The organism is Nonomuraea sp. NPDC050663 (assembly GCF_044456985.1).
In the GTDB taxonomy this organism is placed as follows: Bacteria; Actinomycetota; Actinomycetes; order Streptosporangiales; family Streptosporangiaceae; genus Nonomuraea.
In genome coordinates this window covers 1-26407 of the sequence record NZ_JBITGL010000011.1, presented here as the reverse complement: position 1 = coordinate 26407, position 26407 = coordinate 1, and the positions used below count along the sequence as shown (strand labels likewise).

Below are 26407 nucleotides of genomic sequence, written 5' to 3'. Positions count from 1 at the left end.
TGCCCGGTGAATAAGGTCGCCATACGCTTCACCCGTGATCGCGCTACCTGGCTGGTGTATCTGCAGATCGGGGTGTTCGCGACCTACCTGTACGGCCTGAGCTCCGCGCTCCAGATCCTGCGCGCGGAACAGGGCGTCTCCCAGACCGTCGCCGGGCTGCACGGCATCTCCATGGCCGTGTGCGGCGTCGCGGCAGGGCTGGCCCTGCCGTACCTCACCAGGAGGTTCGGCCGCCGCGCCACGACCTGGGCCGGGCTCGTGGGCATCAACCTCGGCGTCGCGCTGGTCTTCGCCAGCTCCGCCGTACCGGTCACGATCCTCGGCTACGGCCTGGCCAGCGGATTCGGCACCTTCACCCTCTACACCGGCATGGCCGCCCTCAGCGACCACCACGGCCCCGCGGGCCCCGCGGCCCTCAACGAGGCCAACGCCTTCGGCGTGATCTTCGGGATCGTCGCACCCTACCTGGTCAGCGCCGCAGCCCAGAGCGCCTTCGGCTGGCGGGCCGCCCTCCTGCTCACGCCGCTGTCGACCGTGCTGCTCGCCCTCGCGCTCGGCCGGCACTGGTTCCCCGAGAAGGTCGTCGAGACGGCCGAGCACCACGAAGGGCCGCCACCGGGCTTCGGCTGGCGCTTCTACGTGGCGGGCGGCGTGCTGTTCTGCTGCGTGGCGCTGGAGTTCACCTTCAACCTCTGGTCGTCGGCCCTGGTGACCACGCGCACCGGCCTGTCGCCCGCGGTGGCGGCCAGCACCCTGACCGCGCTCACCACGGGCCTGGCCGTCGGCCGCTTCGTCGGCACCCCGCTGGCGCTGCGTATGCGCACCACGAGTCTGCTCGTCGGGGCCCTCGCCGTCACCCTCGGGGGCTGGCTGCTGTTCTGGCTCAGCACCAACCCCGTGCTCTCCTACGCCGGCGTGTTCGTCTGCGGCCTGGGCATCGCCCTGCAGTTCCCCCTGGCCCTGGCCGGCATCATCGCCAACTCGGGCAACCGCCCCGACCGCGCCTCGGCCATCGGCTCCATCTGGGCCAGCACGGCCGTCGGCGTCGGCCCGCTGCTGCTGGGCGCGCTCGCCGACGCCTTCGGCACCGTCAACGCGTTCCTGATGGTGCCCGTGCTGATCGCCCTGGCCGTGTCGGGACTGGTCAGCGCCAGGCCGCGCTCTTCAGGATCGTCGCCAGCCCCGGCGTCTTGAACTCGTCGACGACCAGCAGCTTGGTCGTCGGCAGGTACCACAGCCGCTGCGGATAGGTGATCCTGGTCGGGGTCCCGTTGTCGGAGCAGGTGATCTTCCACTCGGTGAAGTGCGCCTTGCGGTCGCCGATCGGCTTGTACCCGGTGACGGAGGGCTTGGAGGGCATCGGCGAGGACCAGTACCTCTCGTCCTTGACGCAGTACATCACCCCGGAGCTGGGGTGGTACGGGTGGTCGAGCTGGTACGGGCTGCCCTCCTTGGCGTACTTCACGGCGCTCTTGCCGAGCACCCAGAAACCGTCGCACTCGGCCGCCCGCTTGGCGCAGCCGCCGGTCAGCACGTGGAGACCGTAACGGTACTTCTTGACCTTCCACTTCGCCGGGACCTGGATGGTGAGCTTGCCGTACGTGACCGGCTTGGTGGCCGCCGCCGGGCTGACCAGGAGCGACGCCGCCAGCGTCAGAGCTGTGATCATGCGTGGGACCCTACGCGGCCCCGCTTGCAATCCGCTCGCAGAGCGATGCGAGCAGCTCCATCACGCCGTCAGGACCGGGCACCACCAGGTCGGCGCGGGCGGCGAGCTCGGTGACCTCGTCGGACGAACTGGCCACGGTGACCCCGGGGACCCCGGCGGCCCGCAGCTCCTCCACCGCGTCGAAGGCCTTCAGGTCGCCGAGGTCGTCGCCGATGTAGAGCACCGACCTGGACATGGTGCTCTCCACGTAGGCGCGCAACGCCACTCCCTTGTCCATGCCGGGAGGCCGCAACTCCAGCACGAACCTGCCCGGCTCGGCCGCCAGCCCGTTGGCGGCCGCCAGCTCCCGCAAGGAGCCGTCCAGCGCGCGGAGCGTCCCGGCCGGGTCGGCGGCCTGACGCGTGTGCACGGCGACGGAGTGGCCCTTGTCCTCGACCCTGACGCCGGGCGGCAGCTCCATCGCGGCCAGCGCCTTGCGAGCGGCCTCCACGCCCGGATGCTCGGGCGGAGCGTCGAGCTCGCCGTCGGCCCATCGCTCCAGGCCGTAGTGGCCGAGCACCGGCAGGCTGCCGACCAGGTCCTGGCCGGGGCGTCCCGTGATGATCACGATGTTCCCCACGTGGGCGCGCAGCCTCGCCAGCGTGTCGGCCGCGGCCGGATGTGCCCTGGCCGCGGCCGGATCTTCCACGATGGGTGCGAGGGTGCCGTCGAAGTCCAGCCCGATGAGCGTGCCCGCCGGATCCGTCAGGATCGCCTCGAGCCCCGCCTTGCCCGCCTCAGTCTTCGGAGTAGGAGTCACTCACCTACCATAAAACCGGCGTTGCGCCCGCTCTCGACGGCGGGTGGCCCGCATCCTGCGCAGCCGCTTGACCAGCATCGGATCGTGTTCCAGCGCCTCCGTGCGGTCGATCAGCTCCCCGAGGAGCTGGTAGTAACGGGTCGCGGAGAACTCGAAGGTCTCCTTGATGGCGTGCTCCTTGGCGCCCGCGTGCCGCCACCAGTGGCGTTCGAAGGCGAGGAGCTCGATCTCACGGTCGGTCAGAGGTCGGTCGGGCGGCTCGGGGGCAGCACTGTCACCGTTCGCCGGTGCAGCGTCCATGGTTCCTCCTAGCCCTTCGTCGTGCCTACGGCACGACTGCTCGGAACGTCCGGGAGACCCGCTGGGGTCACGTTCCTCGCGGCGGCGGCGCGGCCTGGACACCATCGTAATGTTCCGAACGTGGGTGTTCACGGGCTATTGCGAGACGTACAGTCACCAGTTGTGGCCCCTGTCATCACACTTCTCACCGACTACGGACTTGAGGACGGGTACGTGGCGGCCTGTCACGGCGTCATCCTGCGCATCGCGCCGGAGGCCCGCGTCATCGACGTGTGCCATCTGGTCCCGGCAGGAGACGTACGGCGCGGCGCGGCGATTCTCGCGCAGACCATTCCTTATCTTCCCGAGGGCATCCATATCGCGTCGGTCGATCCCGGGGCGGGCGGCACCAGGCGTTCAGTGGCCATCGAGTCCGGCGGCCGGGTGTTCATCGGCCCCGACAACGGCCTGCTGTCGTGGGCGGTGCAGGCGGCGGGCGGCCCCTCGGCCGCCTACGAGATCGCCAACGACGCCTTCTTCCTCGACCCGCCCTCCCCCACCTTTCCAGGGCGCGACGTGTTCTCCCCCGTCGCCGCCCGCCTTTCGACCGGCCGCCAGACCTCCGAGCTCGGTCCGGCGGTGCCGCTGACGCGCCTGGTCTCGCTGCCGTCGCCGACCTCGCAGCTACGCGAGGGTTCGGTCGAGGGCGAGGTCGTCTCGGTCGACCGTTACGGCAACACGCAGCTGTCCATCGCCGCGGGCGACCTGCGTTCGCTCGGCGTGCGGGTGGGCGACACGCTCGGCGTCTGGCTCGGGCGGCGCCAGCTCGCGCTGCCTTTCCGCGAGACGTATGCCGCGGTGGCGCCGGGCGAGCTCGTGGCGTTCGCCGACTCTGCCGGACTGATCGCCATCGCCGTCAACTGCGGTGACGCCGCGCAGCGGCTCGGGCTGCCGCCGGGGGCACGCGTGCGCCTCGCTCCCGTTTCGTAGCAATCCCGACATTACCCCGCGTATCGGCTTGTTTACCGAAGCGCGCGTTCGCGCATGTCAGAATTCACCGACGTGTCCACCCTGCCACTTCTCGCGGCCGCCCTCCTGGCCACCAGCACTCCCGCCGTCGCCGCCGACGACGTGGCCTCCACGGTCAGGGCCAGGCAATGGCAGCTCGACGCCCTCCGCCTGCCCTCGGCGTGGCGGGCCTCCAAGGGCTCGGGCGTCCTGGTCGCCGTCCTCGACACCGGCGTCGACCCCCGCCACCCCGATCTCAAGGGCGCGGTGGTGGAAGGCCCCGACCTGACGGGAGGCGGGGCCGCCGACGGCCAGTGGGGGCACCACGGCACGGCGATGGCCAGCCTGATCGCCGGCCGGGGCCACGGACCCGGCAAGGAGCGCGGCGTCATGGGCGTGGCGCCCCAGGCCAAGGTCCTGTCGGTGCGCGTGACCCTCGAGAACGGCGATCCCCGGCGCGTGCTGCAACGCGCGGGAGGGGGGAACGCGCTGGCCAAGGGCATCCGCTACGCCGTCGACCAGGGCGCCGACGTGATCAGCATGTCGCTGGGCGGGGGCAGCGGCACCTGGAAGGGCTCGAAGGCCGAGAACGACGCGGTGCGCTACGCGCTGGAGCGCGGCGCGGTCCTGGTGGCGAGCTCGGGCAACGACGGCGCGACGACCAACCGGCGCAACTTCCCCGCGGCCTACTCGGGGGTGATCGCGGTCGGCGCGGTCGACAGGCAGCTCAGGGCGGCGACGTTCTCCAACCGTCAGGACTACGTCTCGGTCGTCGCGCCGGGCACCGAGATCGTGGGGGCCGACGGACCCGGCTCGTACGTGATCGGCGACGGCACCAGCCCCGCCGCCGCCCTGGTCGCGGGCATCGCGGCGCTGATCAGGTCGCGCCATCCGCAGCTGTCGCCCGCCCAGGTGCGCGAGGCCATCGAGCGGGGCACCCGCCGCAAGCCCGGCCAGGGCCGCACGAGAACCCTGGGGTACGGCCTGGCCGACGCGCAGCGCGCGCTCAAGCACGCCGACCGCATCGCCCGCCGTGGCGTCACCCAGCCGGCGCTCGGGCCCACGACCGAGCTGCTGCCCTCGCCGGAGCCTCCGATCTCGCGTCTGCTGACGATTCTGGCGATGATCCTGCTCGTGGCCGGGATGTCGATCAGGGTGATCGCCAAGCGATGACTCAAGCAAGCGCTTGTGTGATACTCGGAGACTATGTGGTTCACGGTCGAGGACGGCCTCACCTATCTGGTCGGCACCCAATGCACCGCCTGCCGTACCGTCTGCTTCCCCCCGAAGACCGGCTTCTGCCCCAATCCCCGCTGCGACGGCGAGCAGTTGACCGAGACGCGCCTGTCGCGTAGCGGGAGGGTCTGGTCCTACACCAACTCGTGTTACCCGCCGCCCGAGCCCTTCGAGGCCGCCGAGCCGTACGTGCCGATCACGATCGCCGCCGTCGAGCTGGACCGCGAGAAGATCGTCGTGCTCGGCAGGGTCAAGGACCTGACCGTGGCCGACCTGTCCGTGGGCATGGAACTGGAGCTCACCAGCGAGGACGGGGTGTGGTTGTGGACGCGGTGATCCTCGGCGCGGGCATGCACCCGTGGGGCAAGTGGGGCAGGGACTTCACGGAGTACGGCGTGCGGGCGGCCAGGGACGCGCTCGCCGACGCCGGGATCGCCTGGACCGACGTGCAGTTCGTGGTCGGCGCCGACACGATCAGGAACGGCTATCCGGGCCTGGTCGCCGGCTCGACCTTCGCCCAGGCCCTCGGCTGGACCGGAGCGCGCATCGCCTCCTGCTACGCCGCGTGCGCCTCGGGCGCGCAGGCCCTCGACATCGCCCGCACCCGCATCATGGCCGGGCTGTGCGACGTCGCGCTCGTGGTCGGCGCCGACGCGGCGCCCAAGGGCTTCTTCAAGCCGGTCGGCGGGCCGGGCGACCCCGACTGGCTGCGCTTCAAGCTGCTCGGCGCGAGCAACCCGGTCTACTTCGCGCTCTACGCCCGGCGCAGGATGGAGCTGTACGGCACGACGCAGGACGACCTGGCCGCCGTCAAGGTCAAGAACGCGCTGGCCGGGTCGCTCAACCCCAACGCCCGCTACCGCAAGGCCGTCACGGCCGAGGAGGTGCTGGCCTCGCCCATGGTCGCCGACCCGTTGCGGCTCATGGACATCTGCGCGACCTCCGACGGGGGCGCCGCCATCGTGCTGGCCTCCCGCGACTACGCCCGCCGGCTCGGCGCGCACGATCCCGTACGGCTGGCGGCGGTCTCCACGGTGACGCCCACCTTCCCCAACACCGTGCTGGAGCTGCCGAATTTCGCCACCGACTCGGCCGCCGCCGTACCCGAGCCCGCCAGGCCCTTCCGCTCGGCCATCGCGCACGCCGCTTACGAGGAGGCAGGCATCGGACCCGAGGACGTGTCCCTGGCCGAGGTCTACGACCTGTCCACCGCGCTCGAACTCGACTGGATCGAGGACATCGGCCTGTGCGGCCCCGGCGAGGCGGACAAGCTGCTGCGCACCGGCCAGACCGCACTCGGCGGGCGCATCCCCGTCAACGTGTCAGGCGGGCTGGCCAGCTTCGGCGAGGCCATCCCCGCCCAGGCCATCGCCCAGCTGTGCGAGCTGACCTGGCAGCTGAGAGGCGCGGCCGGAGCCCGCCAGGTCGAGCACGCCAGGGTCGGGCTGGCCGTCAACCAGGGACTTTTCGGTCACGGCTCGGCCGTCATCGCCACCAGATGACCGGTTCCACGAAAAAGAGCCCGCCACGGTCGTCCGTGGCGGGCTCTTCTCGCTGGCTAGTTGACGTGCACCACGTCGTGCGTCTCGGCGAAGTGGCAGGCGCTCTCGTGAGCGGTGCCGGGCCGGATCTGCAGCAACGGCTCCTGCTCGGCGCAGATCTCCTGCGCCTTCCAGCAGCGGGTGCGGAACCGGCAACCCGAGGGCGGGTTGGCCGGCGAGGGCGGGTCACCCTGCAGGATGATCCGCTCACGCTGCTCGCGGCCCTCGGGGTCGGGGACCGGGACGGCCGACAGCAGCGCCTGGGTGTACGGGTGCGCGGGCTTGTCGTAGATCTCGACGTCCTTGCCGAGCTCCACCATCTTGCCCAGGTACATCACGCCGACGCGGTCGGAGATGTGGCGGACCACCGACAGGTCGTGGGCGATGAAGATGTAAGCCAGGCCGAGCTCGTTCTGCAGCTTCTCCAGCAGGTTGATGACCTGCGCCTGGATCGACACGTCGAGCGCGGAGACCGGCTCGTCGCAGACGATGATCTCGGGCTGGAGTGCCAGGCCGCGCGCGATGCCGATGCGCTGGCGCTGACCGCCGGAGAACTGGTGCGGGTAGCGGTTGATGTGGTCGGGGTTGAGACCGACCAGCTCCAGCAGCTCCTGCACCCGCTTGCGGCGGTCGCCCTTCGGCGCGACCTCCGTGTGGATGTCGTACGGCTCGCCGATGATGTCGCCGACGGTCATCCGGGGGTTCAGCGAGGTGTACGGGTCCTGCATCACCATCTGGATGTTGCGGCGCATCGCCTTGAGCTCGCCGCCCTTGGCGTGGGCGATCTCGCGGCCCTTGATCTTGACCGAGCCCGAGGTCGGCCGCTCCAGCGCCATGAGCACCTTGGCCAGCGTCGACTTGCCGCAGCCCGACTCTCCCACGATGCCCAGGGTCTCGCCCTTGTGCAGGTCGAAGGAGACGCCGTCGACGGCCTTGATCGCGCCGATCTGCTTCTTGAAGACGATGCCCGTGGTCAGCGGGAAGTGCTTGACCAGGTCACGAACCTCGAGAATGACCTCAGCTGCCATCGAGGACCTCCCTCCAGTAGTGGCAGGCGCTGCTGCGCACGCCGCTGATCTCGTGGAGCGGGGGGACGTCGGTCACGCAGTTGTCCTGGCGGTACGGGCACCGCGGGTTGAACGCGCAGCCGGACGGCATGTCGAGCAGGTTGGGCGGCAGGCCCTTGATCGCGTACAGTTCCTGGCCCTTGAGGTCGACCCGGGGGATCGACTCCAGCAGACCCTTGGTGTACGGATGGGCGGGCGACTTGTAGATGTCGTGCACGGGGGCGTTCTCCACGATCCGCCCGCCGTACATGACGGCGATCTTGTCCGCGACGTCGGCGACGACACCGAGGTCGTGGGTGATCAGGATCAGACCCATGTTGCTCTCGCGCTGCAGGTCGGCCAGCAGCTCCATGATCTGGGCCTGGACCGTCACGTCGAGAGCCGTGGTGGGCTCGTCGGCGATCAGGACCTCGGGGTCCAGCGCGATGGCCATCGCGATCATGATGCGCTGCCGCATGCCGCCGGAGAACTGGTGCGGGTAGTCGTTGACCCGCTGCTTCGCGGCGGGGATGCGGACCCGCTCCATGAGCTCGACGGCCTTCTTCATGGCCTCGCGCTTGTTCATCCCGCGGTGCACGCGGAACATCTCGCTGATCTGCCAGCCCACGGTGAACACCGGGTTGAGCGACGACAGGGCGTCCTGGAAGATCATCGCGATGCGCTGGCCGCGCACCTGGGTGCGGGCGTCCTCCGACAACCTCAGCAGATCGGTGCCGCGGAAGCGGACCTCCCCCTTGGGGATGACCGCCGGAGGCATGTCAAGGATGCCCATGATCGCCTGAGCGGTCACGGACTTGCCGGAGCCGGACTCGCCCAGCACGGCGAGCGTCTCGCCCGCGCTGAGTGAGTAGCTCACACCGTTGACCGCCTTGACGACGCCGGCGCGAGTGTGGAACTCCACGTGCAGGTTGTCGACCGCAAGCAGCGGCTCGTTGCCCAAGCCTCCCTCGCTCGGCAACAAGTCGTTCTTCGTCTTCGCCATCGGTATCCCCCCTTACCGCAGCTTCGGGTCGAGCGCGTCGCGGACGGCGTCGCCGAGCATGATGAACGCGAGCACGGTGATGCTCAGGAACACGGCCGGGAAGATCAGCGGCAGCGGCGCGTCGAGGAATCGGTCACGCGCGTCCGAGATCATGAGTCCCCAGGAGATGTCGGGCGACTGCACGCCCACACCCAGGAAGCTCAGTGCGGCCTCTGCGGCGATGAACACGCCCAGGTTGATCGTCGAGACGACGATGACCGGAGCGAGAGCGTTCGGCAGCAGGTGACGGAACATCAGCCGGCTCGGGCCGGCCCCCAGTGCCCTCGCCGCCACGACGAAGTCCTGGTTCTTGGCCGTGATGACCGCGGCCCGCATGATGCGGAAGGTCATCGGCCAGCTCAGCACCGTCAGCGACACGATCACCAGCAGGATGCTGTTGACCTGGTCGCGGAAGGTCGAGGCAATGAGCAGCGCGCCCAGGATGCCGGGGATCGCGAAGAAGATCTCCGTCACGCGGGACAGCACCGTGTCCGTCATGCTGGCGTAGAACGCCGCCACCATGCCGAACAGGCCACCGATGACGGCGACCAGGACGGTGGTGAGCACACCGATCACGATGGAGTTGCGCGCGGCGTGGATGGTCCGGGCGTACACGTCACAACCGAGGTTGTCACGCCCGAAGAGGTGTCCGGCGCTGGGCGCCTGCCTGGCCATGCTCAGGTCGCAGGCCCGGGGGTCCACGGAGCTGAACAGGGTCGGCCAGATCGCCATGAGCAGCAGCACGCCGATGAGGATCGCCGAGATCACGAAGGCCGGCTTGCGACGCAGGTCGTACCACGCGTCGGACCACAGGCTCGCGGGCTTGTCGTTCTGCTTCTTCTGGTGCTTTCCGCCGGCCTGCGGCGGGCTCGCGACGCTACTCATAACGGATCCTCGGGTCGAGCACGGCGTACATCAGGTCGACGACCAGGTTGGCCACGATGTAGACCAGCACCAGCGCCGTCACCACGCCCACGACGATGGGCTGCTGGCGCTCGTAGACGCCTCTGATGAGCAGGCTGCCGACCCCGTTGATGTTGAAGATCCGCTCGGTGATGACCGCGCCGCCCATCAGGTTGCCCAGGTCGGCGCCGAGGAAGGTGACCAGCGGGATCAGCGCGTTGCGCAGTCCGTGCCGGCCGACCACGCGGCGTCTGTTCATGCCCTTGGCGACGGCTGTGCGGATGTAGTCGGAGCGGAGGGTCTCCACCAGCGATGTCCGGGTCAACCGGGTCAGGTAGGCGATCGAACCGCCGGCGAGCACGAAGCCGGGCAGCAGGAAGCTGTACCAGCCCTCGGAGGTGCCCGCGATCGGGAAGAGGCCCAGCTTGACACCCAGCAGGAGCTGCAGGACGAATCCGGAGACCAGGGTGGGGACGGAGATCAGGATCAGGGTCGAGGCGAGGATCATGGTGTCCTCGGCCTTGCCCCTCCGCAGTGCGGCCCACAGGCCCAGGCCCACGCCGATCACGGCCTGGATCATGAGCGCGGTCAGGGCCAGCTGCAGCGTGGTCGGGAACGTGGCCTTCATCAGGTCGCCCACTGGGACGTTCTGGAAGGTCGTTCCGAAGTCACCCCGGAACAGCACACCGCTGATGTAGTACCAGTACTGCAGCAAAAGGGGATCGTTCAAGTGATACTGCTCGCGGAGTACCTCGACCACCTGTGGTGACGGCGGCTTCTCCCCCGCCAGCGCCCTGATGGGGTCGCCCGGCAGTGCGAAAACGATCGCGAAGATGAGCAGGGTGGCGCCCAGCAAGACCGGTATGGCCTGCAGAAGGCGCCGGATGACGTATCGGCCCATTAATGCCTCCCGTACATGCCTGAAGGCAGTCCCTCGAACCATAGTCCGAAGTCCGAGCGACTGCCTCCGAAGCGGGTCCACAAAGGGTGGGTGTCGGCCGCACCCACCCTTTGGAAGGACGTCAGGCCTTCTCGACGGCCGCCCAGTTGACCTGCTTGAGCAGGTTCAGGGAAACATTCTTGATCTTGGTGGAGTGGCCCCAGTTGGTCCGGTAGAAGTACACCGGGATGTAGGGCAGGTCCTTCAGCAGGACGTCATCCGCCTGCTGGTAGAACTTGACGCTCTCGTCCGCGGTCGCGGCCTGGTCACCCTGGTCGACGAGCTTGTCGAACTCGGGGTTGTCGTAACCGCCGTAGTTGGAACCGTTCGCGATCGCGATCTTGCCGAAGATCGGGCGCAGGTAGTTCTCGGGCGACGGGTAGTCGTACGACCAGGCCATACGGAACAGGCCGGAGTACTCCTTGTTCTGCAGCGACTCGAGGATCGACGCGAACTTCTCGAACGGCTTGGCCTCGACCTCGACGCCCAGGTTCTGGCGCAGGTTGTTGGCGGTCGCCTCGATCCACTCCTTGTGGCCACCGTCGGCGTTGTAGCCGAGCTCGATCTTCTTCGGGCCGCCCGCCTTGGTGTAGAGCTCCTTGGCGGCGGTCGGGTTGTAGGTGCACGCCTCGCCACAGGCACCCTGACGGTAACCGTCGACGACCGGGCTGATGAAGTCGTCGGCGGGCGAACGGCTGCCCGAGAAGACGACCTCGGAGATCGTCTTGCGGTCGATGGCCATCGAGATGGCCTTGCGGACGTCGGCGTTCTGGTACTCCTTGTTGTAAGCCAGAGGAACACCGATGTAGCCGACCGCGGAGTCGGGGTCGTCGTGGTAACGCTCGCCCAGCGCCGTCTTGGCGCTCGACAGCTGCGTCGCCGGGATCGAGTCGTGGATGTCGAGCTGCTCGCCCTGAAGGTCGTTGTAGGCCGTCTCGGACGAGGTGTACAGCTTGAACTGCAGCTTGGTCCAGCCCTTGGGCTTGGTGCCGGTGAACTTGTCGTAGACGGTCAGGTCGATCGTCTGGTCAGTGCCCTTCTTGTAGGCCTTGTCCAGCTTGAACAGACCCATGCCGACCGGCTGCTCCTGCGCCGCCGCCGTGAGCTTGCCGTCAGCCTCCCAGGACTTGGGGTGCATCGGGTAGAACGCGGTGTAGCCCAGCATCAGGCCGAACTGCGAGAACGGCGAAGCGAGGGTGACCGTGAAGGTGGTGTCGTCGACGACCTTCAGGCCCTTCATCTCCTTGACGGTCTCCATGACGCCTTCACCCTCGGGGTTGAGGTCGGCGTAACCGTCGATCTTGGCCATGAAGCCCGTGGCGTCCGCGGCGCTGCTCTTGCGCGCGACCCAGTTCCACGCGTTCACGTAGTCCTGAGCGGTGAGCTTGGTGCCGTCGTGCCAGGTGTAACCCTGCTTGAGCTTGATCGTCCAGACCTTGTTGTCCGTGGTGGACACGGACTCGGCGACGTTGGGGTCCGCCTGCTTGTTCTCGTTGTAGTTAACGAGCGGGTCGTAGATCGCAGCAAGGATCTCCGCACCCTCCGACTCGGCCGTGAGACCCGGCACGAGTGCGTGCTGCGGCTCACCGACCTCCATACGGACCGGCGTCTCGCCGCTTCCGGCGCCGCTGCTTCCGGTGGAAGCGCCGCCGCCACACGCGGCAACCGCGAGGGCCAGCAGCGCGGCACCGGCGACGATCTGTGCGCCCTTGGTAACACGCATTATGAGAATTTCCTCCCTCTGAGGTGGGCGTAAGCGCTGAGCTGCGGTTCTCGCCGAGCAGCCTGACGGGGAAGGTTCCTCCCCGAGTTTGGCTGACATGGTCAGACCAGCCGACGCCCTGCCAGTCGATCGCGACTATCCCTCACTACTTGCCACCAGCGAGTCTCTGGCGCGTTGCAGTTCGGTCACACGTGCGCAGTCGCCGCGTCACACGCATCCAGCCGCACCAACCGCATTTATACCAAGTCGATGGTAAAATCGGTCAAAGAGGAAGGAATGCCTCTGACGGGTTGATGAAAAATACCTCAGCTCACAGAGTGCTCATGCCAAGTCCAGCGAATCGACCCCCGCCTGGACTACCGTTGACCGAGCGTTGGAACCCGGCAGGGGGTGTTCTCGTCCAAGTCTTCACGGGCGGAACCGCCGCTCCAGGCATCCCATCCACCTGCATCCAATAGAGTCCTTCTCATGAGCCAGCCGGAATCCGCGTTCGCGGACGCCCAGGCGGGCGGCCGAAGCGGGGAGTCGCTGGCCAAGCTCGCCCAGAGATACGGGCTTCGCCGTGCCATCGCACGGCCGAGGTTCCACGTCTACCTGCGCCAACTCTGGGAGCGCCGGCACTTCATCACCACGTACGCGACTTCGCGGAACGTGTCGAAGTACTCCAACTCGGCTCTGGGTCAGCTGTGGCAGGTGCTGACTCCGCTGCTCAACGCCGGCATCTATTTCGTGATGTTCGGCGTCATCCTCCAGGGCGGCAAGGGCATCCCGAACTATGCCGTCTTCCTGCTGGTCGGGATGTTCGTCTTCACCTACACCCAGCGCAGCGTGACCGCCGGGGCCAAGTCCATCAACGGCAACCTGTCGATGATCCGGGCGCTCCACTTCCCCCGCGCCGCGCTCCCCCTGGCCTACACGATCCAGGAGCTCCAGCAGCTGGTCATCTCGATGGGCGTGCTGCTGGCCATCATCGTCTGGTTCGAGCCGCCCACGCTGCTGTGGCTGCTCATCCCGGTCGTGCTCTTCCTGCAGACCATGTTCAACATCGGCGCCAGCCTGGTCATGGCCAGGGTCGGCGCCTCGATGCGCGACATGAACCAGCTCCTGCCCTTCATCATGCGAACCTGGCTCTACGCCTCCGGCGTCTTCTTCTCCATCCAGGACAAGGTCGCGGGCGTCCTGCCGCAGTGGGTGGCCAACGTGATGTACGCGAACCCCGCGGCCTCCTACATGGAGGCCATGCGCGAGATCCTCATGATCGACTACCGCGGGGCGAGCCACGCGGGCCCCGACTGGATCTGGTACAGCTGCGCGGCCTGGGCCGTGTTCGCGCTCATCTTCGGTTTCTGGTACTTCTGGCGTGCCGAGGAAAGGTACGGCCGTGGGTGAGATGACCGAGGAGCTGCCGGAAGTGACGACGACGCCCAAGACGCCCTTGGACGCGCCGACGGGCACCCCTACCGTCATCGTCGACGACCTCCACATCGTCTACCGCGTCTACGCCAAGGCCACCGACCACGAGAAGGGCAACGCCGTCAACGCCCTGATGCGCCTTCTCAGGCGCCAGGGCCGCCCCCAGATGACCGAGGTCCACGCGGTCAAGGGCGTCTCCTTCGTGGCCTACCACGGCGACGCCATCGGCATCGTCGGCCGCAACGGCTCCGGCAAGTCCACCCTCATGCGAGCCATCGCCGGTCTCCTCCCCCCGCATCAGGGAGCGGTCTACACCGACGGCCAGCCCTCGTTGCTGGGCGTCAACGCCGCGCTCATGCGCGAGCTGACCGGAGAACGCAACATCATCCTCGGCTGCCTGGCCATGGGCATGTCCAAGGACGAAGTGAAGAAGAAGTACGACGAGATCGTCGACTTCTCCGGCATCGACGAGTTCGTCAAGCTCCCCATGTCCACCTACTCCTCCGGCATGGGCGCCCGCCTGCGCTTCGCCATCTCCAGCGCCAAGACCCACGACGTCCTGCTCATCGACGAGGCCCTGGCCACGGGTGACCGCGAGTTCCGCAAGAAGTCGCAGGAGCGCATCAAGCAGATCCGCGAGTCGGCCGGCACCGTCTTCCTGGTCTCCCACGACCACAAGGTCATCGAGGAGACCTGCAACCGGGTCATCTGGCTCCACAAGGGCAAGATCAAGATGGACGGCGATCCCGCTGAGGTCATGGCGGCCTACCACAAAGGCTGATAGGACGTAAGCACCGTTCCTTCGATGGAGGTGCACCTTGTCTGCCCGGCCGCCGCTCCCGCTCGACTTTCTCCCGCCGGTCCCCTCGCTCACCGTCGCCAGCGACGACATCCGCGACGGTGAGACCCTGGCCGAAGCCCACGTCTTCAACGACTGGGGCATGACCGGCGGCAACCTCTCGCCGCACCTGCGCTGGTCCGGAGCGCCGGAAGGCACCCTCAGCTACGCGGTGACCTGCTACGACCCCGACGCCCCCACGCAGGGCGGTTTCTGGCACTGGCTGCTGTTCGACATCCCGGCCGACGTCACCGAGCTGCCCACGGGCTTCGGCACGGCCGACGCCAAGTTCGGCGGTCAGGCGCGCAACGACTTCGGCGTCGCCGCGTACGGCGGGGCGGCTCCTCCTCCCGGCTGGCCGCACCGCTACATCTTCACCGTCCACGCGCTCGGGGTGGAGTCGCTGGGCCTGTCGTCCGACACTCCGGCCAACGTCGTGGGCTTCAACATCACCGCGAACACGCTGGCCAGAGGGGCCATCGTTCCTGTGTACGAAATGTGAGTGGCTGGCGGGCCAAAGCCCTGACAGCGTGACTCGTGTTCCGATATGATTCGAACGTAAATTCGATCGCAAGGAACACGAGATGGAGTGGGGGCGCGCGATGCGAGAGCTGTCGTCCGCGATTGACCACCTGGCCATCGAGGACGTATCCGAGATTCCCAGGATCCAGCTGACCGAGCAGCTCATCGAGCTGCATTGGCAGATGGCCAGACTCCAGGCCCAGATCGCTCGCCGTACTGGCGTCCGACTTCCCTGACGCTGGGCCCACCACTTCCCCAAAAACCTCGGCGCCCGCCGCACCCGCGGCGGGCGCCGGCTTTTCACGGAGCGATTCCGGAAACGCGGACGCCCCCGGCGCGCGTACACCGCTTTTACAGAAGCAGCGTCACGTGCCGGAGGCGCAATATCCGCTGACTAATGCCCGGCTCGACCAATCAGGCCGAAAGCCGGGTCTTCCGTGGCGCCCCCTCGAACGGGAACCAGTCGGCGAAGGCCGGCTTCAGGTCGGTGAGCCACGCCGCCTTCGGGTCGTACTGCGCGAAGAACGGCTTGCCGACCAGTTCCGGGTCGCGCGCCTGGATGAAGTGGAGCACGAAGACGCGCTGCCCGGCGATCTCGGCGACCCCGTCGACGCACACCTTGCCCGGCGTGGCCGACATGGAGGGCCCCCGCACCGTGCGGCAGAGCCCGGAGACCGAGGAGTACGCCTCGCGGAAGATCTCGTAGGCGTCGGCCAGCGGCACCGCGAAGTAGTCCTGTGGCCCGGTGTCGCGTTCGACGAACATGTAATACGGGATCATCCCGAGCGTGAGCTGGCGTCGCCACATGTCGGACCAGACGCCTGGGGCGTCGTTGATGGTCCTGATCAGCGGCGCCTGGGTGCGGATGACCGCTCCGGTGCCGATGATGCGCTCGGCCGCGGTGGCGACCAGCTCGGGCTCCAGCTCCCGCGTGTGCGAGAAGTGCGCCATGAAGGCGAGGTTCTTGCCGGCGGCCACGACGCGCTCGAACAGGCGCAGGGTGTCGTCGGCGTCCGGGTCGGAGACGAAGCGTTGCGGCCAGTAGGCCAGCGACTTGGTCCCGATCCTGATGGACTCGATCTGGTCGATCTCCAGCAGTGGCTCGATGTAGCGCTTGAGCACCGGCTCACCCATGATCATGGGGTCGCCGCCGGTGAGCAGGACGCTGGTGACCTCCGGGTGCTCTCGCAGGTAGGCCGCGAGCTGGTCGATGTCGTCGGAGGCGAACTTCAGGTCCGCGTCGCCGACGAACTGGGCCCAGCGGAAGCAGTACGTGCAGTACGCGTGGCAGGTCTGCCCCTGCTTGGGGAAGAACAGCACGGTCTCTGGATATTTGTGCTGCATGCCCGGCACCGGCTCCTTGCCGATGCGAGGCACGTTGAGTTCCATCTGTCCCGCGGGATGCGGGTTCAGGGTCTGGCGGATGCGGTTGGCCTCGGCCAGCAGCTCCGCCTTGGGCGCGTCGTCGCGCAGCATTCCCGTCAGTCGCGCGACGTCGGTGGTGGGCAGCATGTCCGCCTGCGGGAAGACGAGGCGGTAGATAGGGTCGTCAGGTGCCGCCGACCAGTCGATGAGCTCATCCACGACGTAGGCGTTGGTTCGAAAGGGCAGGACAGTGGCCACCGCCCGCACCTTCAGCCGCTCTTCCTCGTCGAGCCGGGCGCGCTTCAGAAGCTCGTCGAGGTGCTTGGCGGAGTACGCCGTGAACCGTCGGGTTCCCATCTCGTTCAAGATCACTAGGCCTTTCCCATCTTTTTTGTCCGACCTGATGTAAACCTCTCGACCCTGCCGCGCGTCTAGGGTCCTTATACCCGGACGCGGCCGATACCACTTCTGGTTCCACTGGGGCTCAAGTTGCCAGTGAGGTTTGAGCAAAGTCGCGACATATCGCGTATCTTGGACAGCATGAGTGATGACCTGCGCGCGTCGGACGAGGACCGGGACCGCGTCGCCGCGGTTCTCGGGGAAGCACTCGCCACCGGACGCCTGACCAGCCTCGAACACGCCGACCGCCTCGACGCCACCTACGGCGCCAAGACCATGGGCGAGCTGGTCCCCCTGACCCGCGACCTGCCCGACGTGAAGGCCGCCCACGCTCCCCAGGAGGTGGAGCGCCAGACCATCGAGGCCACCTTCGGCAAGACCCTGCGCAAGGGCCGCTGGGTGGCTTCCCGCCACACCAGGCTGGCGCCGCGCTTCGGCGCCCTCATCGTCGACCTGACGGAGGCCGTGCTGCCCGGCCGCGAGATCACGCTGGAGTGCGCGCCCGCCTTCAGCAAGCTCATCATCAGGGTGCCCGACAACGCCCAGATCATCGACGAGGGCAGCACGGTCTTCGGCAAGCGCAACGTCTCGGGCGGAACCGGCACCGGAAACGGCCCCGTCATCCGCATCACAGGGCGGGCATCGTTCTCCAAGCTGATCGTCTCTCGCGGGGTCACGGACTGGAACCTGCGATAAAGCACCTAACATTCGGACTGTGTACGACTTGATGGCGACGCCGACGTGATAGCTCTCGATGCCATGGGCGGCGACCACGCGCCACACGAGATCGTGGCGGGCGCCGTCCAGGCCGTCAGAGAGCACGGGCTCCAGCTCGTCCTGGTCGGCCCGCCACGCGTGCTCTACGAGGCGCTGACCGACCACGACGCCGCCAAGGAGATCCCGATCGTCCGGGCCGAGGAGTCACTCGCCATGCACGAGGGCGCGCTGGCGAGCCTGCGCCGCCCCAAGTCGAGCATCGCGATCGCCTGTCACCTCGTACGGCAGGGCCACGCGAGCTCCGTCGTCTCGGCCGGATCCACCGCCGGGGTGGTGGCCACCGGGCGCCTGCGCCTCAAAGGCCTGCCCGGCATCCTGCGCCCGGCGATCGCCGTACCCCTCCCGACCAGGCCGACCCCCACTGTCCTGCTCGACGCCGGCGCCAACGCCGAGGTCAAGCCCGAGATGCTGGTGCAGTTCGCGCACCTCGGCGCCGCCTACGCCCAGACCGCCTACGAGATCGAGCAGCCGCGCATCGGCCTGCTGACCATCGGCAGCGAAGCCGAGAAGGGCAACAAGCTGGTACGGCGGGCACACGAGCTCATGAGCGAACTCAAGGGCTTCGTGGGCAACGTCGAGGGTCACGACCTGCTCACGGGCACGGCCGACGTGGTCGTCACCGACGGCTTCACCGGCAACGTCGCGCTCAAGTCGATGGAGGGCGCGGTCCGCTACGCCTTCAGCGAGCTGCGCGAGACCATCAACTCCAGCCGCCTGGCCAGGCTCGGGGCCATCCCGCAGCGCGGCCGCCTGCGCCAGCTGTCGCAGCGCCTCGACCCCGAGACGCACGGCGGGGCCGTACTCCTCGGGTTGAACGGCACCGTGGTGATCGCCCACGGCTCCTCGCGCGCGAAGGGCATCACCGCCGCCTGCCGTCTCGCCGACGATCTGTCCAAGGGCGGCATCGTCACCCGCATTTCCGAGCGTGTCGGGAAAACCCACCGACTATGGTGAGCCTGGAAGGCGGTGAGCTGCGGATACACCCGTAGGGCTCTCGTCAAGCGAAGCCAATCGGGGGATTATTCGTGAACGGACTCACGGCTGCCCAGGTCGCGGCCGCCAAGCCGAACGACGTGCCGCGCCAGACGAGCCGTTCGCTGAGTGCGATCATCCGGGCCAACGTCTTCACCTTCTTCAACCTCGTCATCGGCGTCCTGTGGGTCCTCATCCTGATCTTCGGCGACTGGAAGGACGGCCTGTTCGGCCTGGTCATCGTCGCCAACGCGGCGATCGGCATCGTCCAGGAGTGGCGGGCCAAGCGCACGCTCGACAAGCTCGCCGTGATCAACGAGGCCCCGGTCAGGGTCCGGCGCGACGGCGCCGACCAGGAGATCGAGCCGAGGGCGGTGGTCCAGGGCGACCTGATCCTGCTCGGCCCCGGCGACCGGCTGCTCGTCGACGGCGACGTGGTCCAGTCCGACAACCTCGAGATCGACGAGTCGCTGCTGACCGGCGAGGCCGACCCCGTGCACAAGAAGCCCGGCGACGAGGTGCTGTCGGGCAGCTTCGTGGTCGCCGGGTCAGGCGCCTTCACCGCCACCAAGGTCGGCGCCGACGCCTACGCGGTCAAGCTCGCCCAGGAGGCCTCGCAGTTCTCGCTGGCCCACTCCGACCTGCGCGACGGCGTCACGAAGTTCATCAAGTACATCACCTGGCTGGTCGTGCCGATCGGCCTGCTGCTCATCTGGAGCCAGCTGCGCAACGACACGAGCTTCGACGTCGCCATCACCCGCGCCGTCGCGGGCCTGGTCACCATGATCCCCGAGGGCCTGGTCCTGATGACCTCGATCGCCTTCGCCGTGGGTGTCGTACGGCTCGGCAGGCGCGGCGCGCTGGTGCAGGAGCTCCCGGCGATCGAGGGCCTGGCGCGCGTCGACGTGCTGTGCGTCGACAAGACCGGCACCCTCACCCAGGGCGGCATGGACCTCGACGAGGTCATCCCGCTGGCCGGGGCGCCCTACGCCGACCCGCTGGCCGCGCTGGCCAACGTCGACCCCCGCCCCAACCCCACCGCCCAGGCCATCCAGGCACGCTTCCCCGCCATGCCCGACGGCTGGCAGGCCCGCGAGAACGTGCCGTTCTCCTCGGCGCGCAAGTGGAGCGGCGCCGACTTCGGCGACCAGGGCTGCTGGGTGCTCGGCGCGCCCGACGTGCTGATGGAGCCCGGCACCCCCGGATACGGCCAGGCACGCCAGCTCGCGATGAGCGGCACCAGGGTGCTGGCGCTGTGCCGTACACCTGACCTGTCGGGCACGGCGGCGGAGCCTGCGGCCCTGGTGACGCTGAAGCAGCGGCTGCGGCCCGACGCGACGGCCACGATGGAGTACTTCGCCAAGCAGGGCGTCGCGGTCAAGGTCATCTCCGGCGACAGCCCCGACGCCGTGTCGGCCATCGCGCAGACCATCGGCATCCCCGGCGCCGCCAACGCCGTCGACGCCCGGCTGCTCGACGAGGCCGACTACGGCCAGGCCCTGGAGGACAACACGGTCTTCGGCCGCGTCACCCCTCAGCAGAAGCGCGCCTTCGTCTCGGCCCTGCAGTCACGCGGCCACACGGTCGCGATGACCGGCGACGGCGTGAACGACGTGCTGGCGCTCAAGGACGCCGACCTCGGCATCGCGATGGGCGCGGGCAGCCCGGCGACCAAGGCGGTCGCCCAGGTGGTCCTCATGGACAACCGCTTCTCCACGCTGCCGCACGTGGTCGGCGAGGGCCGGCGGGTGCTGGCCAACATCGAGCGGGTCTCCGGCCTGTTCCTGACCAAGACCTTCTACGCGATCGTCATCTCGCTGCTCGTCGGCGTCATCGGGCTGACCTTCCCCTTCGCGCCGCGACACTCCACCCTGGTCAACGCGCTCACGATCGGCATCCCCGCCTTCTTCCTGGCGCTGGCGCCCACCTACGAGCGCGCCAAGCCGGGCTTCGTGCCGCGGGTGCTGCGCTTCGCGATCCCGGCCGGAGTGGTCTGCGGCGTCGCCACCATGATCTCCTTCATGGCCGCCTCGCCCGGCTCGTCGCTGACCGAGAGCAGCACCGCCGCCGTGCTCACGCTCTTCCTGGTGTCGTGGTGGGTGCTGATCCTCATCGCCCGCCCGCTGACCATGTTGCGGATCGGGCTCATCGCCGCGATGGGCGCGCTGTTCGCCGCCGCTCTGACCATCCCGTTCGTGCGCGACTTCTTCGCCCTGGAGCCGGGAGACGTCGGCAACGATCTGATCGCCGTGACCATCGCCGCCGTGGCGGCGGTAATAGTCACGGTCGCCGTCAAGCTCACCGCTACCCTTAGAACATGACCGACCCGCAGATAATGCTCACCGAGCGCGTTCAGCAGGCGCTGGCCGCCGCGTTCGGCCCCGAGCACTCCGACGCAGATCCGCTGATCCGGCCCTCCCAGTTCGCCGACTTCCAGGCGAACGTCGCGATGAGCCTGGGCAAGCGACTGCGACGGGCGCCGCGGGAGGTCGCCACCGAGCTGGCTGCGCAGCTCGCCGACTTCCCCGGCACGGTCGAAGTCAGCGGACCCGGCTTCCTCAACATCACCCTCGACGACTCGTGGATCGCCGCCCAGGCGCAGGCGCAACTCGGCGACCCGCTCAACGGCGTCGTTCAGGGTGAGCCCCAGCGCGTCGTGATCGACTACTCCGCGCCCAACGCGGCCAAGGAGATGCACGTCGGCCACCTGCGCTCCACGGTCGTGGGCGACGCCCTCGCGCGCACCCACGAACACCTCGGCGACACCGTCATCCGGCAGAACCACCTCGGTGACTGGGGCACGCCCTTCGGCATGCTCGTCGAGCACCTCGTCGACATCGGCGAGCAGGCCGCCGTCGCGCAGCTCGAAGCCGGCCAGGGCACCGCGTACTACCAGGCCGCCCGGGTCAAGTTCGACAGCGACGAGACCTTCAAGGCCCGCTCGCGGGCACGGGTGACGACCCTCCAGTCGGAGGACCCCGAGACCATCCGGCTGTGGCACGTCTTCATGAACGCCACGATCGCCTACTTCGACAAGATCTACACCCAGCTGCAGGTCACCCTGACCGACGCCGACATCGCCGGCGAGAGCAAGTACAACCCGTGGCTGGAGCAGGTCTGCGACGACCTGGAGGCCGCCGGCATCGCCGTCATCAGCGACGGCGCGCTGTGCGTCTTCCCGCCGGGCTTCACCGGCTCCGACGACCAGCCGCTGCCGCTCATCATCCGCAAGAGCGACGGCGGGTACGGCTACGCCACGACCGACCTGGCGGCCATCCGCTACCGGGTCGACGAGCTCAAGGCCGACCGTTCCCTGTACGTCGTCGGCGCCGACCAGGCGCTGCACTTCCGCATGGTCTTCGCCGCGGCGAAGATGGCCGGATGGCTGCCCGACTCGGTCAGCTTCGAGCACGTGCAGATCGGCATGGTCCAGGGCAAGGACGGCAAGCGCTTCAAGACCCGCTCCGGCGAGTCGGTGAAGCTGTCGTCGCTGCTCGACGAGGCGGTGGAGCGGGCCTCCGCGGCCATCGCCGACCGGGGCTACTCCCCCGAGCTGCAGTCGGAGATCGCCCAGGCGGTCGGCATCGGCGCGGTCAAGTACGCCGACCTGTCGGTCAGCCACGACAGCGAATACATCTTCGACTTCGACCGGATGATCGCCTTCACCGGCAACACCGGCGGCTACATGCAGTACGCCACCGCCCGGATCCGCTCCATCTTCCGCAACGGCGGCGTCGACGTCGACGCCGTCAACGGGCCGGTCCTGCTGGGCGAGAGCGCCGAGCGCGCCCTGGCCCTGCAGCTGCTCGGCTTCGGAGCGGTCATCTCCCAGGTGGCGGAGCTGTCGGAGCCGCACCGGCTCTGTGCCTTCCTCTACGAGACCGCCAGCCTCTTCAGCACCTTCTACGAGGAGTGCCCGGTGCTCAAGTCGGAGGGCCTCATCAAGGCCTCGCGGCTGGCCCTGTGCGCGCTGACCCTGCGCACACTCGAGACGGGCCTGTCCCTTCTCGGTGTCCCCGTCCCCGAGCGCATGTAGCAATGTGGCGCGCCTTCACACTGGAGGCGCGCCACGTCGCTAGGCTTTGCGTGCTCATGAATTGAGGGGGAGTCAACGCCTTGAGCACGAATCTGACTGCTGGCCCCTCAGAGGTGCATCGGTACGCAGAGGCGTTGCTTGCCCACCTGGCAGCCAACGGCTCCGTACCCCCCTCAGAGGCTGGGTTCCCCGACGAGTCGGGTGAGTGGCTGCCGCCCGCCCTCGAAGCGCTTCTGGCGATCCTCGGCGGCAACGATCCGCTCGAACCGCTCTCGCGCGCTGCCTCACGCGACCAGCAGACCACCGCGCTCTTCCTCTGCCTCGCCCTGGCCGTCGCCGGCCACGGCACGCGCATCCACGCCTCCTGGCTCGGCACCGCCTTCGGCGAGCTCTCGCTCGACCGCCCGGTGACCCACGGGCAGCGGGCGCTCTGGCTGGCCGCCGCCAGGGGCGCGTACGGCCCGGCGGGCAAGATCTTCGTGCTGCGCAAGCTCGACGCGCTCGCCGTACACCAGCAGGCCGATCCCACGCAGTGGCTGCAGGCGCTCGTCCCCGGCGAGGCGACGGTCGTCGTACCTCCCTCGCTCGTCGACTTCCCCGAGCTCGCCGAGATCCCCGATCTGGCCAGGCCCGCCCAGGCCGGCACCAAGCTGGCCCGCATCCTCGCCCGATGCATCGAGATCACCTCGGTGCGCGAAGACGTGACGACCCCGCTGACGAACGGCACCGGCTCCCCCGCCTCCGTGTGGGCGGAAGACGAGCCCCTGAGCGTGCTGCGCTACCTGGTGGGTCTGTCCGACCGCGAGGAGGGCCCGAGAGGCTCGCTGATCGGCCACCTGCTCGACGATCTGCGCCCCGGCGCCGACCCGCAACTGGCGGCGATCTCGCTCCACGTGGCCGCGCCGATCCTCAAGCGCATCACCGACGAGCTGGCCGCCGACACGCTGCTTGTCGCGCCCGACTCGGTCGTCGTCCCGATGCTCGGCCACCAGATCAGGCTCCGGCCGGAAGGCCCGGACCAGGATTCGATGCACGCGGCGGAGCGCGAGATCACCGAGGACGGCGTATCTCGTCAGCGCCCCCCATGGAGCGCGTGGGCACTGATCGTCGCCGCTGTGGCCTTCTTCGCGGGAGCTCTGGCGACCGGGCTGCTGGTGCTGCCCGGGCTGCTCTGCGCGGCTGCGGGGGGCTGGCTGCTGTGGCGGCGGCATCAGGCCGCGGAGTCCGACTCCCGCTATATCGCTTCACAGGTCGGCGAGCTGAAAGAGCTGGCCGACGGCGCCGTCTGGGCCTTGCATGCCTACGCCCGCGAGGCCGATGTCAGGGCTCGCCAGGCGGCAGACGACGCCGCCGAGGTCACGCGGCTGCTGCGCCGCGGCCCTCGGGCGGCTTAGGTCGTCTCGATCTCCACGTGTGACGGCGCGAGCAGGAACACCCGGTCGGCGATCCGCTCGATGCGGCCCTCACAGCCGTAGGCCAGGCCCGCGGCGAAGTCGACCATGCGGGTGGCCTCCGGCATCGGCATGCCGGTCACGTCCATGATGACGGTCTGGCCCTCACGGAAGTGCTGGCCGATCGTCGGCGCGTCGTTGTACTTCAACGGCTGGACCATGACGATCCGCGACGACTCGACGGTGGAGCGCCACCGCTTGGCCGCCCGCTCCGACGCCGGCATGTACTCGTCCTCTACATACTCTTCGTCGTCGTAATAGCGATCTTCTTGGTCGATACCCAGGCCAAGGTAGCTCGCCACCTTGCGCACTGCCCCCATCGGCTTGTCCTTTCCTCAGGAACGTCCCGTTACTGGCACGCTCCTACACATTTGACGGTAACCGACGATTCGTGTTTCGCCATGCGACACGCCCAGCACTTATTCCATTTTGTACGCCTAGCGTCCCGGTTTCGACTGGATATCTCGTTGCTTTCCAAGGGTAGCCCTCGGGGCATGATCATCTCCGGGACCGCCGCACCGGTGAATTCCAGCTTCCGCCTACGTACAGGATGGATCAAGCGAGTTGCAGTACGCCTGCTGATCACTTGCAGCCCTTCTGCCCCATGAATCCCAGGTCATGCAGGGTCAGACCCCCCATTTCACCCGAGCTCCCGCTTGTTTCACCCGAGCTCCAGCTTGATTCACCCGAGCTTCAGCTTGCCGAGCCGCTTGGGCAGCACCTTGTCGCCGAAGGTCACCGTCCAGTGCACCTTGTCTCCCTTGATCGCGCGCCCGATGCCGAAGCTCCTCCAGGCCGGGTCCAGCAGCACCGCCCGGTGACCCGGAGACTGCATCCACCACTGCAAAGCCTGCGACGGCGGGACACTTCCTCCCCAGCCGTAGTAATTGATTTCGGCGAACTTAGCGAATCCGGAAACGCCGCACTGGGTGAAGCGAGTGGAGATGTTACGGCCCAGCGAGTCGACGTGGTTGCTCGGCGAGACCCCCATCGCGGCACTGTCGTTGCTCGCCCACTGAGCGGCTCGGGAGAGGGCTGATGATGATGCGACTAGTGGGGTTAGGCCGTTCTCGTTGCGGAAGTCGTTGATCAGCATTTCGAGCTGACGCTCGGTGCTGTCGTGGAACTGGGCGAGGATTTGCGTTTTGCCGTCGCCAAGGGAGCAGTTGGCGACGGCCGCAGCCGCGGTCGGGGCGGCTGTCGTGGCAGCGGCAACGGCAGCGGCGGGGGTGGCGGTCGTCAGGGCGGCGCCGAGCAGGAGGGCGACGGGGGTGAGAGCGAGGGCCAGACGGCGGGCGGCGGTTGCGTGGGGGCGGCTGGGACGAGGGGCAGGGGCGCTGGCGACGCGAGGGGCGCGTGGACGCGAGGTGGTGGGCGCGGCAGCGGTGGGGGCGGCAGCGGTGGGCGCGGCGGCGGTGGGCGCGGACGAGGCAGCGGTGGGGGCGGAGGCAGCGGGAGCGGCAGCGGCAGCGGAGGAGACGAAGGTGACGGCCGAGGAGGCCACCGGAGAGGACGCGTCGGCAGCGACGGCCGAAGAGGCGGCCAAGGAGGAGGCGGCCAAGGAGGAGGCCGACGAGCTGGCGGCAGCGGGAGCGGCGGCGTTAGAGGCGATGACGGCCGAGGAGGCGGCATCGGAGGCGGCGTCGGAGGCGGAGGCCGTGATGGTGATGGCGCGCGCGGTGTCAGCGACGCCGGCCGACGCCGTCACGCCTGCATCGGCGCCGCGAGCGGAGCCGTCAACCCAGCGAGTGGTGGAGCCGTCGATCCGACGAGTGGTGGCGCTGTCGACCCGGGCGGTGGCGGCTGCATCGACGCGGCGAGTACCGGCGCCGTCTACGCGGCCAATGTAGGCACCGTCCTCCCAGGGAGCGCCGACGCCACGGGCGCGAGTGGAGCCACTCCCTCGAGCGTCGCCGTCGGTGGTGCCGATGCCAGCAGAGCCGCCACTGTCCTGGGCGAGGTCGGTGCGTGCCATGCCGCTGCTGGCACCCGCGTGGGCGGTGCCAGACGTGTCGGCGGTGCCAGACGCGTGGGTGCCAGACGCGTGGGCGGCGTCTACTCGGCGCGTGTCACGGGGCGAAGCGCTGAGGCCCGGCGTCTCGCTGTCACCCACGAGCGGGCCCGGGACTGGGTGGCGGACTGCCGGCAGCGTGGTGGGTAGGGTGGTGCGGGGTGACGGGGTCGGGGTGCGCTCGGTCATCGCGGCCTCTTCGGGTCGGGTGCTCCGTGTGGTGGTCACACGGTGCAGTCGACTGCCTGCAGAGCGCCTACGGTCTGGTTACCGGAGCTTGCACGACCCTGAAACGCCAGAAGGCCCGCACCGGGTCACCCCGGGCGGGCCTTCTGAACCAACATTTGTGCGGCGGCGACCTACTCTCCCACACCCTGGCGAGTGCAGTACCATCGGCGCAGAGAAGCTTAACTTCCGGGTTCGGAATGTAACCGGGT

25 protein-coding genes and 1 rRNA gene are annotated in these 26407 nt (G+C 68.5%); 14 read left to right on the top strand and 12 right to left on the bottom strand.

The window, feature by feature from the left end:
- Positions 1–6 precede the first annotated feature (6 nt).
- On the top strand, positions 7–1194 hold the full coding sequence (locus ACIBH1_RS30625) for an MFS transporter (protein ID WP_397317431.1): 1188 nt from the start codon (positions 7–9) through the stop codon (positions 1192–1194).
- On the opposite strand, the gene ACIBH1_RS30620 is transcribed toward ACIBH1_RS30625, so the two are convergent.
- The 3 genes from ACIBH1_RS30620 to ACIBH1_RS30610 are packed head-to-tail and all read right to left on the bottom strand — an operon-like array spanning position 1145 to position 2768.
- Positions 1145–1669 carry a hypothetical protein gene (locus ACIBH1_RS30620; RefSeq protein WP_397317430.1) on the bottom strand — a complete coding sequence of 175 codons (525 nt, stop codon included), beginning with the start codon at positions 1667–1669 and terminating at the stop codon, positions 1145–1147. The genes ACIBH1_RS30625 and ACIBH1_RS30620 overlap by 50 nt on opposite strands.
- 10 nt (positions 1670–1679) lie before the next feature.
- Positions 1680–2468 (bottom strand): trehalose-phosphatase, encoded by a 789-nt coding sequence (gene otsB, locus ACIBH1_RS30615; protein ID WP_397317429.1) that lies wholly within the window; start codon positions 2466–2468, stop codon positions 1680–1682.
- A complete protein-coding gene (locus ACIBH1_RS30610) occupies positions 2469–2768 on the bottom strand; it encodes a DUF3263 domain-containing protein (protein WP_397317428.1) in 300 nt (99 codons plus the stop codon). It abuts the gene before it with no gap.
- Between the two features lie 162 nt (positions 2769–2930).
- Here ACIBH1_RS30610 and ACIBH1_RS30605 point away from each other — a divergent pair, with 162 nt between their 5' ends.
- The 4 genes from ACIBH1_RS30605 (at position 2931) to ACIBH1_RS30590 (ending at position 6493) form a co-directional block, all read left to right on the top strand.
- The gene (locus ACIBH1_RS30605; protein WP_397317427.1) at positions 2931–3737 is read left to right on the top strand and encodes an S-adenosyl-l-methionine hydroxide adenosyltransferase family protein; all 807 of its coding nucleotides are present in this window, start codon (positions 2931–2933) and stop codon (positions 3735–3737) included.
- 72 nt (positions 3738–3809) lie between these two features.
- The gene (locus tag ACIBH1_RS30600) at positions 3810–4928 is read left to right on the top strand and encodes a S8 family serine peptidase (protein WP_397317426.1); all 1119 of its coding nucleotides are present in this window, start codon (positions 3810–3812) and stop codon (positions 4926–4928) included.
- Between the two features lie 33 nt (positions 4929–4961).
- Positions 4962–5327: a Zn-ribbon domain-containing OB-fold protein gene (locus tag ACIBH1_RS30595; RefSeq protein ID WP_397317425.1), complete on the top strand. Its 366-nt coding sequence runs from the start codon at positions 4962–4964 to the stop codon at positions 5325–5327.
- Complete coding sequence (locus tag ACIBH1_RS30590; protein WP_397317424.1) at positions 5315–6493, top strand: lipid-transfer protein; 1179 nt, start codon at positions 5315–5317, stop codon at positions 6491–6493. Before ACIBH1_RS30595 ends, ACIBH1_RS30590 begins: the two co-directional genes overlap by 13 nt.
- A gap of 56 nt (positions 6494–6549) precedes the next feature.
- Here ACIBH1_RS30590 and ACIBH1_RS30585 read toward each other — a convergent pair whose 3' ends face one another.
- From ACIBH1_RS30585 to ACIBH1_RS30565, 5 genes are all read right to left on the bottom strand, one after another.
- A complete protein-coding gene (locus ACIBH1_RS30585) occupies positions 6550–7560 on the bottom strand; it encodes an ABC transporter ATP-binding protein (protein WP_397317423.1) in 1011 nt (336 codons plus the stop codon).
- On the bottom strand, positions 7550–8581 hold the full coding sequence (locus ACIBH1_RS30580) for an ABC transporter ATP-binding protein (RefSeq protein ID WP_397317422.1): 1032 nt from the start codon (positions 8579–8581) through the stop codon (positions 7550–7552). The genes ACIBH1_RS30585 and ACIBH1_RS30580 overlap by 11 nt, the downstream gene beginning before the upstream one ends.
- Positions 8582–8593: 12 nt before the next feature.
- Positions 8594–9505 (bottom strand): ABC transporter permease, encoded by a 912-nt coding sequence (locus tag ACIBH1_RS30575; protein ID WP_397317421.1) that lies wholly within the window; start codon positions 9503–9505, stop codon positions 8594–8596.
- The gene (locus tag ACIBH1_RS30570) at positions 9498–10424 is read right to left on the bottom strand and encodes an ABC transporter permease (RefSeq protein ID WP_397317420.1); all 927 of its coding nucleotides are present in this window, start codon (positions 10422–10424) and stop codon (positions 9498–9500) included. Before ACIBH1_RS30570 ends, ACIBH1_RS30575 begins: the two co-directional genes overlap by 8 nt.
- Positions 10425–10545: 121 nt before the next feature.
- Positions 10546–12186 carry an ABC transporter substrate-binding protein gene (locus ACIBH1_RS30565; protein ID WP_397317419.1) on the bottom strand — a complete coding sequence of 547 codons (1641 nt, stop codon included), beginning with the start codon at positions 12184–12186 and terminating at the stop codon, positions 10546–10548.
- Between the two features lie 468 nt (positions 12187–12654).
- Between ACIBH1_RS30565 and ACIBH1_RS30560 the strand changes: the two genes are divergently transcribed.
- The 4 genes from ACIBH1_RS30560 (at position 12655) to ACIBH1_RS30545 (ending at position 15195) form a co-directional block, all read left to right on the top strand.
- Entirely contained in the window at positions 12655–13575 is a 921-nt protein-coding gene (locus tag ACIBH1_RS30560) for an ABC transporter permease (protein ID WP_397317418.1), read from the top strand.
- A 1-nt stretch (position 13576) separates the two neighbouring features.
- Positions 13577–14380, top strand: coding sequence for an ABC transporter ATP-binding protein (locus ACIBH1_RS30555; protein WP_397317645.1), 804 nt, complete (start codon positions 13577–13579; stop codon positions 14378–14380).
- Positions 14381–14417: 37 nt separating this feature from the next.
- Positions 14418–14939 carry a YbhB/YbcL family Raf kinase inhibitor-like protein gene (locus ACIBH1_RS30550; RefSeq protein WP_397317417.1) on the top strand — a complete coding sequence of 174 codons (522 nt, stop codon included), beginning with the start codon at positions 14418–14420 and terminating at the stop codon, positions 14937–14939.
- Between the two features lie 82 nt (positions 14940–15021).
- Positions 15022–15195 (top strand): hypothetical protein, encoded by a 174-nt coding sequence (locus tag ACIBH1_RS30545; protein WP_181613982.1) that lies wholly within the window; start codon positions 15022–15024, stop codon positions 15193–15195.
- A gap of 178 nt (positions 15196–15373) precedes the next feature.
- On the opposite strand, the gene ACIBH1_RS30540 is transcribed toward ACIBH1_RS30545, so the two are convergent.
- Positions 15374–16681 (bottom strand): KamA family radical SAM protein, encoded by a 1308-nt coding sequence (locus ACIBH1_RS30540; protein WP_397317416.1) that lies wholly within the window; start codon positions 16679–16681, stop codon positions 15374–15376.
- A 183-nt stretch (positions 16682–16864) separates the two neighbouring features.
- On the opposite strand from ACIBH1_RS30540, the gene ACIBH1_RS30535 reads away from it, so the two are divergent.
- The 5 genes from ACIBH1_RS30535 to ACIBH1_RS30515 all read left to right on the top strand — a co-directional run bounded on the left by ACIBH1_RS30535 (position 16865) and on the right by ACIBH1_RS30515 (position 23902).
- Positions 16865–17419 (top strand): DUF1707 domain-containing protein, encoded by a 555-nt coding sequence (locus ACIBH1_RS30535; protein ID WP_397317415.1) that lies wholly within the window; start codon positions 16865–16867, stop codon positions 17417–17419.
- A 45-nt stretch (positions 17420–17464) separates the two neighbouring features.
- The gene (gene plsX, locus ACIBH1_RS30530; protein ID WP_397317414.1) at positions 17465–18454 is read left to right on the top strand and encodes a phosphate acyltransferase PlsX; all 990 of its coding nucleotides are present in this window, start codon (positions 17465–17467) and stop codon (positions 18452–18454) included.
- A gap of 71 nt (positions 18455–18525) precedes the next feature.
- A complete protein-coding gene (locus tag ACIBH1_RS30525) occupies positions 18526–20793 on the top strand; it encodes an HAD-IC family P-type ATPase (protein ID WP_397317413.1) in 2268 nt (755 codons plus the stop codon).
- Entirely contained in the window at positions 20790–22508 is a 1719-nt protein-coding gene (argS, locus tag ACIBH1_RS30520) for an arginine--tRNA ligase (protein ID WP_397317412.1), read from the top strand. The genes ACIBH1_RS30525 and argS overlap by 4 nt, the downstream gene beginning before the upstream one ends.
- 134 nt (positions 22509–22642) lie before the next feature.
- The gene (locus ACIBH1_RS30515; protein ID WP_397317411.1) at positions 22643–23902 is read left to right on the top strand and encodes a hypothetical protein; all 1260 of its coding nucleotides are present in this window, start codon (positions 22643–22645) and stop codon (positions 23900–23902) included.
- On the opposite strand, the gene ACIBH1_RS30510 is transcribed toward ACIBH1_RS30515, so the two are convergent.
- The 3 genes from ACIBH1_RS30510 to rrf all read right to left on the bottom strand — a co-directional run.
- The gene (locus ACIBH1_RS30510; RefSeq protein ID WP_397317410.1) at positions 23899–24183 is read right to left on the bottom strand and encodes a cell division protein SepF; all 285 of its coding nucleotides are present in this window, start codon (positions 24181–24183) and stop codon (positions 23899–23901) included. The two genes, ACIBH1_RS30515 and ACIBH1_RS30510, sit on opposite strands and share 4 nt — an antisense overlap.
- Positions 24184–24641: 458 nt before the next feature.
- On the bottom strand, positions 24642–25934 hold the full coding sequence (locus ACIBH1_RS30505; RefSeq protein WP_397317408.1) for a CAP domain-containing protein: 1293 nt from the start codon (positions 25932–25934) through the stop codon (positions 24642–24644).
- A 382-nt stretch (positions 25935–26316) separates the two neighbouring features.
- Positions 26317–26407, bottom strand: a 5S ribosomal RNA gene (gene rrf / locus ACIBH1_RS30500); the annotation flags it as partial.